Source organism: Bizionia myxarmorum, from assembly GCF_008086205.1.
Classification (GTDB): domain Bacteria; phylum Bacteroidota; class Bacteroidia; order Flavobacteriales; family Flavobacteriaceae; genus Algorimicrobium; species Algorimicrobium myxarmorum.
Window position 1 is genome coordinate 94378 of record NZ_VSKK01000003.1, and the last position, 14284, is coordinate 108661.

Here is a 14284-nt window from a genome sequence, read left to right on the forward strand (position 1 = left end):
TTAATCTGCTTTAATTTCTTCTTCTAAAGTTGAATCTTGACGTACTTTATGATATAACCAAATGGATATAAAAAGAACATCGTATTTGTAAAAATAATTATGTGCTACCATCAGATAACCAAATATAGCTATTGCTAAATAGGCATATTCTTGATGGGTCTGTAAATATCCAAAACTCCGTATGGTTATAGCCAAATAGATGATGATAATTAATAAAAATGACAGAATGCCAGCTTCGCCTAATACCATTAAAAAGGTGTTGTGTACGCCGTATTCTATCGAAACCAGACTAGAACCGCCCGTCATGGATTTGTATCCGGCACCAATAAGCATATTATTAGTTATCAAATCCGAAAAATAGGCCCAAGTTTCATCTCTAGAACCTTCGGTTATAGTTTGCATTTCAACTTCTTCACTATCTCCAAAAAGACTATGTAAAGCAGAAAAGCGCGATTTATTAAGTTGAAGCGTGGAAGCAGTAAAAATAACAACCAAAGCTACAGCGCCAACGGCGAAAGTTTGAATATTTTTTTTATCAGTAAAAATAGAAAGTAAATTTATGAGGACTAAAAACAGCATAAAGGATCTTGAAAGCGTGAAAATTCCACAGATAATAAATGCAAACTGAATGAGTAGTTTTAGCTTGTAGTTTTTAACAATATAGGAAAGTGCAAAACCGAATAAACAGATAAAGCCCGCTTTATTGGCATTCAAATAAAAGCCGCCATAGCGACCAAAGGCATCGGGAAAAACAAGAGCATTTATAGCGATACTTATGGCACCAATTAATAGAAATATCAGCAATTCTTTGGCAGTTGTGTCCTTGGTAATTTCATTGATACAGAATATGAAAATGAAAAACCGAACGGCATCCTTTATAAATTCACTGGTATCGCCAAAATACTGTAAACCTGAAAATGTAAAATAGCTCAATCCTAAAATGACAAATGGCCAAACCGGTTTAGATTTTTTAGAAACAAAAAAGTAGACGATTATAGCAACAAATAGCAATAGGTTAGTGATAGCACCCACAGATGCTCCAAAATGTTGCAAACCAAATGTAGGTACATTTAGAAGTATCAGAATTAACGCTATGTATTTAACTATTTTCATATGTTAACCTTAACTCGTTAAAAGTTGCTTTTGCTTATTAGTATAATTATAAAACACGAATATTTTTAGAACTTGTATTATGGTTGTACATAAGGCAATCCCAATCAATCCAATCCATTTCATTAAAATAAAATCTAATATAATATTTAATAACATGCTTCCTAAAGACACATAAGCCATAAAAGCATTTTTATTGATACTGGTTAAAAACTTCACAAATAAATTCCCACAGATTATAAAGGGAACACCAATGAGATATATAATTTGAATTTGCGAAACGATAGCCGTGTCATCAGCTGTAAAGCTATCTCTTTCAAATAAAAGCGCCACAATTTCTCTGGAAAATATACTGGCAATAACCATAATGGACATAATGACAATAAATATCCATTTGTTTAAAAGATATAAGGTTTTAAAAGACTTTTCAGGATTGTCTATAGTCATTTTAGAAAAATAGGGTAAAAGCACATTTCCTAAAGCAATAATAAAAATAGTTGTAAAAAATGCTGGAATCTTCATCCCGTAATTTAAAGCCGCAATTGATCCTACAATTAATTGAGCTGCAAAATATTGATCGGTTACTGGAATTAAACCAGTTAAAAATCCTGAAGATACTTTGGCAGGAACCTGCTTAAACATTAAAATGGCGTTGGCACTTTTAAAATCAGGACTTGCCAATTTTAAAATCCGTTTTTTTAATGCAATGGCAGCTAGAAATAATAATTGAAGAACGCTTCCTATTAACATACCAATGGCAAGAACACTAGTACCTAATTCGTCTCGGTAAAAAACCACACATATAATCATAACAATAGATGTTATAATTGGGTATAGAGATGAATAGGTGAATTCACCATAGATGTTTAGTAAACCGCTAATTAGGGAGGTTAAACCCCAAATTAGAATACAAGGCAATAAGTAATGAAATTGTGTAATAATTAAGTTGTAATAACTTGAGGTATGTCCACCGAAAAAGAGTTCTAAAAAAACGTCTGTGAATAAGTAGGCAATAAGCATAAAAACTAATGAAGTCACTATGGTTACAGCAAAACTAGTAGATTGAAATGCTGCAATATTCTTGTTTGTTTTTTCTTCGGCTATATAATTAGGAATAAAGACAGAGTTAAACGCACTCAAAAATACTTCGTTAATAAATCCTGGTAATAACAAAGCTATAAAAAATGTATCCAATAATTCCGATAGGCCAAACTCGCCAGCAATTACAACTTCCTTGTAAAAACCGAAAAACTTAACCAAAACCGTAATTACACCTACAATAATAATGTTTGCAGCTGTAGAATTATGTCGGACCTTATTATAAAGGTTTTTTATAACATGCGTTATTTTCACAAATACTAGGTGTTTTTTAATAGTTTTTTAAAGGGCCAGCCTATAATAAATAATACTTTCAATAAAAAAGGATTTATAGCATTCACATAGGATTTTAAAGGATAATTTAAATAATAAGCCGCTCTTAAAAGGGTTAAAATGCGTTTTATAAATAAGCTTGGATATTTTAAGAAATAGTCTTTATAAAACCAGTTTAGAATGCATAGCGAATAAAGCGCCATTCCAAAAGCATCTTTTTTATGATTTTGAATAGATATCGCATTTTCACTATCTAAATAATAAATACGAAGAATATGATTTACATATTTGGTTTGAAAACCTTCTTTGGCAATAAGTTCCCAAATAATACCTTCTGGAATATAGCCTTTGGCGAAAATAGCCTCATTTACTTGAATGCCTTTTAAAACAGATGTTTTAGTAAATCCCCATTTTTCTGTCGCCTCTAAATGTTCACGAGATGATAAGAAGGTATTGCTGTAATACGGTTGTTTTTCAAAAGCTTTTCCTACTAAATTTCCGTTTTGATCTTCACATAAAACAGTAACGCCACTTATGTTGGGTTTTAAGGCGTCTGGAATTTCATCATATTCCTTACTTAAAAGTTCTAATGCTTTTGGAACACAAGCATCATCGGAATCAAAGGGCAAAATAAATTCACCTTGCGCTAAATGAATAGCTTGAAAAAAGCAAGCCATTTTATGTTTATTCACCGCATTATTAATGTAATTTATAGGGAATGACGCCGTTTTTATGAGTGATTCAATAACATCGTGAGAATTATCAGTAGAACCGTCATTGATAATCACCAATTCAAAATCTTTAAACGTTTGATTTTCCAGAGATTTAAAAACGCGTTCTAAAGTATCGGCTCTATTATAAACAGGCGTGAATACAGTAAAACGATATATGTAATTAGCGTTTGGTTGTTTGGAGTAGGATGGAAGTAAAGCTTGTAAATTCATATTCAAGTTATAAAGCTTCAGTTATTAATTTATTCCACTGCTTGGTAATATTTTTGGTGTCATATTTTGCAGTGCTTTTTTTAGCTGCTGTTCCAAATTTTTCTCTTAAATCAGGATTAGTCATTAAAATTTCTAACTTACGCTTGAGCATATCTTTATCTCCAACAGGCACTAGAAAACCATTCTCTCCATCATCAATAACTTCCGATGGTCCAGATGGACAATTAGTGGATACACAAGGTAGTCCGAAAGCCATAGCTTCCAATAAAGCGTTTGGAAATCCTTCAAAATTAGATGTAAATGCAAAAATTTCTGCAAGATTGTAATATTCGTGAATACCGTCCACACTGCCAATTAACTCAACAGATTCTTCTAAATTCAATTGTTTTATTCGGGCTGCTAACGCAGGTTCTAATGGACCTTCGCCAACAATTTGAATTTTCCAATTTTCCGTATTCATTTCAGCGAACGCTTCAATTAGTAATTGCTGATTTTTAACAGGATCCAATCTGCCAACACTTAAAATTATTTGTTTTTTAACTATGGAATCGTCGTGGAGTTTTAAAAGCGCATCGGAGATGGGGTTTTTAATAACGGCTAATTTATTAGCATCTAGAAAATTGTTGAAATACCCTTTAATACTCTCGGTCTGAATTATCAGTTTCGAGCAATAGGGATATGTTTTTTGTCTTATTTGAGACCAAAAATTGGATATTGGATCATATTCCGGATGTGTCCGTTCACTAATTAAACAAGGTATTTTGGCTAATTTACAGGCCAGAATGGTGTAAACATTTGTGGTTGTCATAAAACCAATGGCTAAAGCTATCTGTTCTTTTTTAATAATCTTGTAAATTCCTTTTACCATGCTAAAGTTATTAGACAGGGAATCCACGAAATTCATATTTTGATTATACTGTTTTTTACAGGAAATCCGCGTAATCCTGGAATTTAAAGCATAAAATGGCTCCACATCATATAAGGTAATAATGATAACATGGTAAGTTTCAACAAAAGCATTTGCTAGCGTACTTAACACGCGTTCTGCACCACCAGATGTTAAACTGGTTATAACAAAAGCAATTTTTGGTTTATTTATACTGGTTTGTTCTGATTCAGAATGGTGAATAGACATATGTTTTAATTGATATAGCGGGTTAAAAGTATATATTTTTTTAGTTAAAATGCCGCTACACCCTATTAATTAGATTAAGTACAGATTTATAATATAAACAGCATGATGCTTATGAAATATTCATTTTCTATTTTGTTGATAACATGTTGATATTTAGTAATCAACAAGTCTTGTAATTTATTATAACAATGTATATTTGCGCTCCTTCCAAATCTGCACATAAACGAATAATTTACCAATATCATCGATTAAATGTACAATAAGTACTACAAAATGCATTTTCAGTAGTTTTTTCCTTACAGAAAAGATGTATTTCATCGAATATTTAGTTATAAATTGTTTTTGTTTAACGCTGAATTCATAGTTTCGCACTGATTAATAGCAAATTGCCTCACATGAAGAATGAAAAAAGAGGAAAATTTCTTATCAAAGGAATTTTCATGAGTATGTTTCTGTTTATATGTAATACCGCCAATATTAGCGGTCAGTCATATCCAGCGCAAAACCAATTACCCAATGTCAGTTATCAGCCTTACCAACAACCAGCAGCAGCGCTCCCAGGTTATTTAGATACGTTTACGGAACCGCTCTCTGGTAGTTCTATTACCAGAATTACGGATAGTAATACCTTTGGAGTTACAGGTCAGCGATTAAGGCATAACTATAGTAAAGATCAAACTTGGAATAGCGACGAAACTTTAATTAAAATGGCTGGCTATCCTGCTGCTATTTTAGATGCTGAAACTTACGAGTTCTTATATTGGAGTGATATTCCATCTTATGGTCGTTGGTCTAATTTACAGCCAAATATTATGTTTGGAACAGATGGTAATACATTCGTGTCTCATAATGTTAATACAAACAGAAGAACCCTACTTCATACATTCTCGGATTATGCATCTGTAGATTTTGGTTATGGAGAAGGAAATCAAGATAAATTTGACCGATACGTTGGTCTTATAGGTAAAAATGGAAACAACACTACCTTAATTGTTTATGATATTTTAAATAATGTCATCACAGGAACCAAGAACATTGGAACCAATGGAAATCAGCTGGATTGGTTTTCGGTTTCGCAATTAGGTGGTTTTGCCGTAGCGCAATATAAAACTGGCGGAACTAGTGCTACCCAAGGTATTAAATCATATTCTATAAACATGACTAATGAACGTCATATTTATCATAACCCGGCACATGGTGATATGGGTGTTGATCAAAATGGAAAAGAAGTCATTGTAGAATATGGCGGTGAAAGTGAATGGAATTCAGGATTTAGCCTTTATATGGCACGATTAGATGGTCAAGGAGTAACCAAATTATTTCCCTATATAAATGGCAAAGGTATTTGGGGTGGCCATATTTCCACGCGAAATACGAATAGACCAGGATGGGCTTATATTAGTGAGCAGTGTTGTCCTACCAATCCTGTAGCACCTGCTGAAATTTTTGCCATTAAATTAGATAATTCAGGAACTATAGAACGTTATGGTAAACATAATTCTGCACCATCTACTTATTTGCATGAAACACAAGTTGTACCGAATAGAAATGGTACAAAAATGATATTTGCGAGTAACTGGAATGATTCTCGCGTTATTGGTCAAAGTGGATCTCCATCTTTTGTTTTGGAATATCCACAAGCCTCACAAGGTATGACGGTTAATGCTGGTAACGATATTGCAATTTGTTTAGGGCAATCTACCAATTTAACAGCTTATGGAACAGGCGGTACTAATTTCTCATGGAATACGGGTGCAACTACGCAAAACATAGAAGTTAATCCTACGGAGACTACAACTTATACAGTAACACTTACAAATCCATCTGGAGATACCATATCAGATGACGTAATTGTTACGGTTAATCCAATTCCTGTTGCAAATGCAGGAAATGATGTAACTATAAATTCAGGAGGATCGACAACACTTACGGCAACTGGAGGTTCTACTTATTTATGGAATACAAATGCTACTACGGCTCAATTAACGGTAAGTCCTACTGAAACGACTACTTATACGGTTCAGGTCATGAAAAATGGGTGTTCATCAGAAGATACGGTAATCGTATCAGTTGCGCCTTTACCCATAGAGGCCGATGCTGGTGATGACGTAGCAATATGTTACGGAGAAACAGTCACCTTAACGGCATCGGGAGGATCAAATTATGTATGGAGCACAGGTGAAGCTTCACAAAGCATAACGGTTAGTCCATTGTCTAGTACAAATTATACAGTCACAGTTTCTAACGGTCAAGCCTCGGCGTCTGATTCGGTTTTAGTAACTGTAACGCCATTACCTATAGCAAATGCGGGTAATGATATGACTATTGCAAGTGGAGAAAGTGCCACTTTAACAGCATCAGGCGGAAACTCTTACGTTTGGAATACGGGTGCAACAACTGCTAGTATTTCAGTGAGTCCAACGCAAACAACAACGTATTCGGCTGTGGTTACCAAAAATAATTGTTCAAGTGAAGATACTGTAACAGTTACGGTTGAAACTTCAAATCCACCAATTACGGCCAGCGCTGGTGATGATGTTACAATTTGTGAAAATACATCAACCATATTATCGGCAACCGGCGGCACAAGCTATGAGTGGAGTACCGGTGAAACAACTTCAAGTATTGAAGTAAGTCCTGCGTCTACAACAACCTATTATGTTATGGTTTCTGATGGTACTTCTTCAGATTCTGATTCCGTTGTAGTAAACGTAAATCCATTGCCAAATGTAAATGCTGGTAATGATATGACTATTGTAAATGGTGAAAGCGCTACTTTAACAGCAACAGGAGGAAATACATACTTATGGAATACAGGTGAAACTACGTCTAGTATTTCTGTGAACCCTAGCCAAACGACAACTTATTCTGTTGTAGCGACTCAAAACAACTGTTCTAGCGAAGATTCGGTTACAGTAACGGTTAATCCTGCGCAAACTACTATTGAAGCGAGTGCCGGAAATGATGTAACCATTTGTAAAAATACATCAACAACTTTAACAGCGTCAGGTGGTTCATCTTACTCTTGGAGCACGGGTGAAACGACACAAAGCATTGAAGTAAGTCCTGTAAATACTACTACTTACACGGTTGTAGTTTCTGAAGGCGATGCCTCTGGTTCGGCTTCCGTTACAGTTACGGTTAGTCCTTTACCAGTGGCGGTTACTAGTTCAGAAGTTACCATAGAATACGGTCAATTTATAACGCTTTCAGCTTCTGGAGGAACAAGTTATTTATGGAGTACAGGTGAAACTACACAACAAATTTCTGTAAGTCCAACTTTTACTTCAGTTTATACGGTTGAGGTTTCCAAAAATGGTTGCTCTGTAGTAAAAGACGTGCAAGTGAATGTGGTTGAATTAGTGTATGCTGATGCAGGAGAAGATGTTGAAGTGTGTTCAGATAGTAGTGAAGATTCGTCGGCGACATTACGTGCAACCGGTGGTTTATATTACCAATGGAGCACGGGTGAAACCACACAAAGTATAACTGTTAGTCCAACTGAAACAACGTCTTATGAGGTTACCGTTTCAAATGGTTTTTCTGTTGAAACAGATAGCGTTAACGTGATTGTTAATCCATGTTTGTCAACTATGAACCCGACACCAGAAGATTATATAACTGAAATGATGGTGTTTCCAAATCCGGCTACTAGTGAAATTAATGTGAAGGTTTCAGGTATGTCTAATGACACCACTGTACGTTTGTTTGATATGTTAGGTCGCTTAATACAAACGGAAGCTTTAGGTGTAACTTCAAATGGTGTGGTAACCAAAAAGATTAACGTTTCAAATTACCCGCGTGGTATGATGCTCGTGAGTATCACCCAAAACGGGAAAGTAATAACCAAAAAAATTATTTTAAAGTAGTTAGTTAATTTTAAATACGTAGAAAGCTATCTGAATGGTATATTTAGGTAGCTTTTTTATTTCCACATAACTTCTAAAATGGTAGCAATACTATCACAATTTTCTATTTTCATATCTAGAAGAGCATCTTGAGTTCTCCCTTCTAAAAAATAAATACCACAAGGTTTTTTTCGCGTATCACTTTTGGAGAATACAATATCGCCATATTTTAAAATATTTTTTAAAGTTGCGCTATCAATAGATCTTGCCAGAATTTCTTTTTCGGCATCTGGACTGATATGTAAAGTTTTGAGATTGATATTTTTTAAAACGCGAGCTTCTGGTCCGTAATCACAAGATACTTTTTTACCATTTAAAAAAAAGGCCAATAAAATCAGGCCAATAGAGAATCCGCCCAGGTAATACCCAATACGATGTAATAATTTCACAGTTAAGAGTTTTGAAATTTAAAAAATAACCGACTAAAAGATCAATAAGTTAATATCGCTATGTTTTAAGTCGAACCATTCACCAACTAATTTGCTGGTTAAAATGCCGTGGTAAAAATACAACCCATTTTTTAAACCCCTATCAAAACGTAAGGAATTTTCAAGTCCGCCATCTTCGGCAATTTTTAAAAGATAAGGTGTGCAAATGTTACTAATGGAAATAGAAGCCGAACGCGAATATCTGGCAGGAATATTAGGGACGCAATAATGTGTGACGCCGTGTTTTATAAAAGTTGGTGTTTTATGAGAGGTCACTTCGCTAGTTTCAAAACAACCGCCCATATCAATACTAACATCAATTATAACAGAACCAGCTTTCATATTGGCTACCATAGATTCTGAAACAATTACGGGCGCCCTATTTTTTCCGCGAACTGCTCCAATAACCACATCACAGCGTTTTAATGCTTTTGAAAGATTCTTGGGTTGTAATGTTGAGGTAAAAATGGTGCGACCCAAATTAGTTTGAATACAGCGTAATTTAGTTATAGAATTATCAAAAACTTTAACATTGGCACCTAATCCAATAGCGCCGCGTGCCGCAAATTCCCCCACAGTTCCGGCTCCTAATATCACGACTTCTATAGGTGGCACTCCACTTATGTTACCAAATAAAAGACCGTTACCACCATTTACATTACTTAAAAGTTCTGAAGCAATTAATACGGAAGCTGTTCCCGCAATTTCGCTTAAACTCCGCACAGCAGGATAAGCGCCATCTTCATCACGAATAAATTCAAATGCCAAAGCGGTGATACGTTTGGCCGCAAGCGTTTCAAAATATTTTTTGTTTTGGGTTTTCAGTTGTAAGGCTGAAATAAGGATGGTTTGCGGATTAATGAGTTTTACTTGATCTAGAGTAGGAGGTTCCACTTTTAAAATCATGGGACAAGCATAAACTTTAGCTGGGTCTTTGGTGATTTCTGCGCCAGCTTCACTGTAATCTTTATCACTAAAATTAGCGCCTTTTCCGGCTCCAGATTCCATTAAAATACGGTGGCCATTACTTGTTAAAGCGGAAACAGCATCTGGAGTTAAGCAAACACGTTTTTCTTGAAAAGCCGTTTCTTTAGGAATGCCAATAAATAACTCGCCTTTTTTCTTATAAATTTCCAGAGTTTCCTCTTGTGGAAGTAATTGCTGTTTGGTAAATGGCGAGAAAGATTTTGACATAAGTTGACGCATTTTAAGTGCTAGTCAAATTACGAATTAATTTTTGAAAGAATAAAGTGTTTTCTAAAAATACTGCTTAAGCTTGCCCCAGAAGGAAGTTGGAGTCAGCATAAACTCATCTTCTAATTGTTGTAAAGATTTATTAGCGTTGTTTATCTTATTTAACATTTTAGCACGAACCAGATAGATAGAAGGTACTATTATAGCCATTACAGGTACTAAATAGATTAATTGCAATTCGTCAACATAAGATTGGTCTTCATTAAATAAACCTATTATTTGGTATATATACATTGAAATTGGAACGAGCAATGTATGATACCACCAATGACGACAGGTAAAAAACCAGATTAAAAGAAAAAGTAAAGGAATTAGCTTGCCAGTTAAGAGCCACATAACAATATTTGCATCTCCATATCCGATACTCTCGTAGGTAAACATAAAAGTGTCCCAAGTCTTTTCACTTGGAACACTTTCATATAAATAAAATAAATAAGGAGTAATAGCAATAAATGTTGCTATAATACTTCCTAAAATAATAACACTTTTATCCGTGTTTTGGAACTCTGATCTTGATTTTTTCAACTTTGGTTGTTTGTTGGTCATTTAAGTCGATAATGTTAGTTGCTTGGGCTGTAAAAAACATTCCACCAAAAATTGCGATTGCTAATAAATACTTTTTTGTTCTCATTTTATTAAGGGATTTAATTAATTAATTAATCCAAATGTATATGAGACGTGCATTTAAAAATAGCTCGAAATGTTAAAATTATGTTAAAATTAACGTTTTTTAAAATTTCCATTACGGTTTTCCCGTAAAAACACTCCGTTTGAGCACTTCGTTGTTTTCTACACTTTTAAAAAACAACTTTATGTAAGCGTTAATTGTCTTTTTTTTAATTCTAAAGGCTCTAATGATAGAATATGATATCCGTCCGGTAAGAGCTCTTTAATAATTTCTGGCCATTCAATAAATAGCCAATTATCACTCTGTAAATAATCCTCTATTCCAAAGTCGAAAGCTTCTTCTATGGAATTCAATCGGTACAAATCAAAATGATAAATATTGGAAGTAGGCGTTTCATACGTATTCACTAATGAATAAGTAGGACTACTAACAACATCCATACTTCCTAATTGTTTAACCAATGCTTTGATTAAAGTTGTTTTTCCAGCACCCATTTCGCCATTAAATAAAATGGTTTTGTGTGATACGGAATTTATAACCTTTTGAGCCACAGCTTCTAGGCTGTCTAAACTGTATTCTAAAATCAAAGTCAAATTAATTATGGGCAATTATACGGATTAATTTTCGAAAAAACTAACAGAAAATGCACTTCGTCGGATTTATTTGTATTTCAAAGATTAATTATTTGGGATCGAGTACAATAAATGGTATGATCATTTCTTCTAAAGACACGCCACCATGCTGATACGTATTGCGATAATAGCTGACATAATGATTATAATTATTCGGGTAAGCAAAGAACAAATCGTTTTTAGCAAAAATGAAAGAACTATTCATGCTTAAAGAAGGCAGATGAATAGATTTTGGATCTTTGGCAACCAACACATCTTTGCTCTCATAAGTTAAACTACGGCCTGTTTTATAACGTAAATTCAAGGATGTATCTTTATCGCCAATAACTTTAGACGGGTTCTTAACATTAATGGTACCATGATCCGTGGTTAAAATCAATTTGAACCCCATTTGTTGCGCTTGTTGAATCATTTCTAGCAAGGGTGAGTTTTTAAACCAACTCTGGGTAAGTGAGCGATATGCTTTATCATTAGATGCTAATTCTTTAACCACATCCATTTCAGTTTTAGAATGTGACAACATATCCACAAAATTATAAACTACAACTGTTAAATCGTTTTCTTTAAGTGTTTTAAAACTATCAACTAATTGCTTACCATTTTTTAAATTGGTGATTTTGAAATATTTAGTTTTCAAGTTTTGTAAACCTAATCGTTTTAATTGTGCTTGCAGAAATTCTTCTTCATACAGGTTTTTTCCACCGTCATCAATATCATTCTTCCATAAATCGGGATGCATTTTTTCCATATCAGACGGCATTAAACCTGAAAAAATAGCATTTCTGGCATATTGCGTAGCTGTTGGTAGAATACTATAAAAGGCTTCTTCTTTGCGTTTCTTGTAATAGTTGCTAACGACTGGTTCAAATGCCTTCCATTGGTCATAGCGTAAATTATCAATCACCACTAAAAGCGTAGGTTGTTCCTTACTAATTTCTGGAACCACTTTATCTTTAAACAAATTATGAGACATAATTGGTGCATCTGTATTCGGTTCAAACCATTTTGGATAATTTTTATCTATAAATTTCCCAAACTGGGTATTGGCTTCTGTTTTTTGAGATTCTAAAATTTCAAACATGCCGGAATCTTCAATATCTTCCAGCTGCATTTCCCAATAAATTAGCTTTTGATATAAAGCCACCCATTCTTCGTAGCTGTTCACCATGGTTAAATCCATAGCTATTTTTCTAAATTCCTGCTGATAATTAGAAGTTGTTTTTTCAGAAACTAAACGTGAATGGTCTAAATTTTTCTTCAAACTCAACAGAATCTGATTTGGATTTACGGGTTTAATTAAATAATCGGCTATTTTGTTACCAATAGCTTCTTCCATAATATATTCTTCTTCACTTTTTGTAATCATCACCACCGGAAGCGTGTCGCGTTTTTCCTTAATTTCGTTCAAAGTTTCCAAACCAGTTAATCCTGGCATGTTTTCATCTAGAAAAACAATATCAAAATTTTGCTCTTCTAAAATCTCCAAAGCTTCTGAGCCACTCTTACAAGGCGTAACTTTATAGTTTTTTTGCTCTAAAAAGATAATATGGGGTTTTAGCAAGTCAATTTCATCGTCAACCCAAAGAATATTTATATGGTTCATGTATATTTGTTTTTATTATTTATAATATGATAGCAAGCTTGCAGACAAAAAACAAACTCAAGATATTTAACGATCCAATTTACGGTTTTATTACCATTCCGAATGCGTTGATTTTCGATTTGATTGAGCATAAATACTTTCAACGACTCCGCCGAATTTCTCAAATGGGTTTATCGTATTTGGTTTATCCCGGTGCGCACCATACACGTTTTCATCACGCTTTAGGTTGTATGCATTTAATGCAGAAAGCCGTTCAAGTACTTCGTTTTAAAGGGGTTGATATATGTTCTGAAGAAGAAAATGCGCTCTATATTGCTATACTTTTACATGATATTGGCCATGGTCCTTTTTCGCATGCCATGGAACACAGTATTGTAAATGGCGTGTCTCATGAGCATATTTCATTGCAGTTTATGGAGGTTTTGAATGCCGAATTTAACGGAAGTTTAACGCTAGCCATCCAAATATTTAAAGGCGAATATCACAGACCATTTATGTGCGCCTTAATTTCTAGCCAATTTGATATGGATCGGGCCGATTATTTAAAACGTGATAGTTTTTATACAGGCGTTGCAGAAGGCAATATTAACAGCGATCGATTAATTACAATGCTAAATGTGGTTGATGATGAATTGGTAGTAGAAGAAAAAGGAATTTACAGTATCGAGAAATTTTTGGTTGCTAGACGCCTTATGTATTGGCAAGTATATTTACATAAAACAGGAATAGCTGCAGAGCAATTACTAATGCGTGTATTGCAACGTGCAAAAGAACTAACGCTACAAGGTTTTGAATTAGAAGCTAGTAAAGCATTACAATTTTTTTTGAAAAATAATATTCAATTAGAAAATTTTGATAATGCAACTTTAGATACATTTTCCAAATTGGACGATTATGATATTGTATCAGCCATGAAATCTTGGCAATATCATGATGATTTTGTTTTGAAAAATTTATGTGATATGCTAATTAACAGGCAATTACTTAAAGTTAAACTCAAAAACAGCGAAATTAACCCTGAAAAACTCCAGAAGTATATTAAAAAATTAATGATTAAATATCAGGTTTCTGAAGAAGAAGCGCAATACTTTGTATTTACGGGCGCTATTTCAAATCAAGCCTATGAGCAGCACCAGCAGCCTATTAATGTATTAATGCAAAGTGGAAAAATTCAAAATATTGTGAAAGCTTCCGATCAATTATATTTAAAAGCGCTCTCAAAACCCATCACTAAATATTATATATGCTATCCTAAAGATAAAATGTAATAC

General features: G+C 34.0%; 11 protein-coding genes. 2 read left to right on the forward strand and 9 right to left on the reverse strand.

All coding sequences use genetic code 11. The features are described from left to right. From ES674_RS11625 to ES674_RS11640, 4 genes are read right to left on the reverse strand one after another with little or no spacing between them, the layout of a single operon-like run. A complete protein-coding gene (locus ES674_RS11625) occupies positions 1-1113 on the reverse strand; it encodes an O-antigen ligase family protein (protein WP_148404215.1) in 1113 nt (370 codons plus the stop codon). Between the two features lie 9 nt (positions 1114-1122). Then, positions 1123-2463 (reverse strand): murein biosynthesis integral membrane protein MurJ, encoded by a 1341-nt coding sequence (gene murJ / locus ES674_RS11630; RefSeq protein WP_148404216.1) that lies wholly within the window; start codon positions 2461-2463, stop codon positions 1123-1125. A gap of 5 nt (positions 2464-2468) precedes the next feature. Continuing rightward, the gene (locus tag ES674_RS11635) at positions 2469-3425 is read right to left on the reverse strand and encodes a glycosyltransferase family 2 protein (protein ID WP_148404217.1); all 957 of its coding nucleotides are present in this window, start codon (positions 3423-3425) and stop codon (positions 2469-2471) included. A gap of 7 nt (positions 3426-3432) precedes the next feature. Further along, positions 3433-4560, reverse strand: coding sequence for a glycosyltransferase family 4 protein (locus ES674_RS11640; RefSeq protein WP_148404218.1), 1128 nt, complete (start codon positions 4558-4560; stop codon positions 3433-3435). A 395-nt stretch (positions 4561-4955) separates the two neighbouring features. On the opposite strand from ES674_RS11640, the gene ES674_RS11645 reads away from it, so the two are divergent. After that, positions 4956-8429, forward strand: coding sequence for a T9SS type A sorting domain-containing protein (locus ES674_RS11645; protein WP_148404219.1), 3474 nt, complete (start codon positions 4956-4958; stop codon positions 8427-8429). 56 nt (positions 8430-8485) lie between these two features. Here ES674_RS11645 and ES674_RS11650 read toward each other — a convergent pair whose 3' ends face one another. From ES674_RS11650 to porX, 5 genes are all read right to left on the reverse strand, one after another. Then, the gene (locus ES674_RS11650) at positions 8486-8857 is read right to left on the reverse strand and encodes a DUF4258 domain-containing protein (protein ID WP_148404220.1); all 372 of its coding nucleotides are present in this window, start codon (positions 8855-8857) and stop codon (positions 8486-8488) included. Positions 8858-8890: 33 nt separating this feature from the next. Then, positions 8891-10090, reverse strand: coding sequence for an alanine dehydrogenase (locus ES674_RS11655; protein WP_148404221.1), 1200 nt, complete (start codon positions 10088-10090; stop codon positions 8891-8893). 63 nt (positions 10091-10153) lie between these two features. After that, positions 10154-10696, reverse strand: coding sequence for a hypothetical protein (locus ES674_RS11660; protein WP_246126033.1), 543 nt, complete (start codon positions 10694-10696; stop codon positions 10154-10156). 264 nt (positions 10697-10960) lie between these two features. Then, positions 10961-11365: a tRNA (adenosine(37)-N6)-threonylcarbamoyltransferase complex ATPase subunit type 1 TsaE gene (gene tsaE / locus ES674_RS11665; protein WP_148404223.1), complete on the reverse strand. Its 405-nt coding sequence runs from the start codon at positions 11363-11365 to the stop codon at positions 10961-10963. A gap of 94 nt (positions 11366-11459) precedes the next feature. Then, complete coding sequence (porX, locus tag ES674_RS11670) at positions 11460-13013, reverse strand: T9SS response regulator signal transducer PorX (RefSeq protein ID WP_148404224.1); 1554 nt, start codon at positions 13011-13013, stop codon at positions 11460-11462. Between the two features lie 38 nt (positions 13014-13051). On the opposite strand from porX, the gene ES674_RS11675 reads away from it, so the two are divergent. Next, a complete protein-coding gene (locus tag ES674_RS11675) occupies positions 13052-14281 on the forward strand; it encodes an HD domain-containing protein (RefSeq protein WP_148404618.1) in 1230 nt (409 codons plus the stop codon). The last annotated feature ends 3 nt before the right edge of the window (positions 14282-14284 follow it).

What these genes read in the sequence shown, in the direction of transcription:
- ES674_RS11635 (WP_148404217.1), bottom strand. Translation starts at nt 3,425, where the DNA reads ATGAATTTACAAGCTTTACTTCCATCCTACTCCAAACAACCAAACGCT.
- ES674_RS11625 (WP_148404215.1), bottom strand. Translation starts at nt 1,113, where the DNA reads ATGAAAATAGTTAAATACATAGCGTTAATTCTGATACTTCTAAATGTA.
- ES674_RS11645 (WP_148404219.1), top strand. Translation starts at nt 4,956, where the DNA reads ATGAAGAATGAAAAAAGAGGAAAATTTCTTATCAAAGGAATTTTCATG.
- ES674_RS11655 (WP_148404221.1), bottom strand. Translation starts at nt 10,090, where the DNA reads ATGTCAAAATCTTTCTCGCCATTTACCAAACAGCAATTACTTCCACAA.
- porX (WP_148404224.1), bottom strand. Translation starts at nt 13,013, where the DNA reads ATGAACCATATAAATATTCTTTGGGTTGACGATGAAATTGACTTGCTA.
- ES674_RS11660 (WP_246126033.1), bottom strand. Translation starts at nt 10,696, where the DNA reads ATGACCAACAAACAACCAAAGTTGAAAAAATCAAGATCAGAGTTCCAA.
- ES674_RS11640 (WP_148404218.1), bottom strand. Translation starts at nt 4,560, where the DNA reads ATGTCTATTCACCATTCTGAATCAGAACAAACCAGTATAAATAAACCA.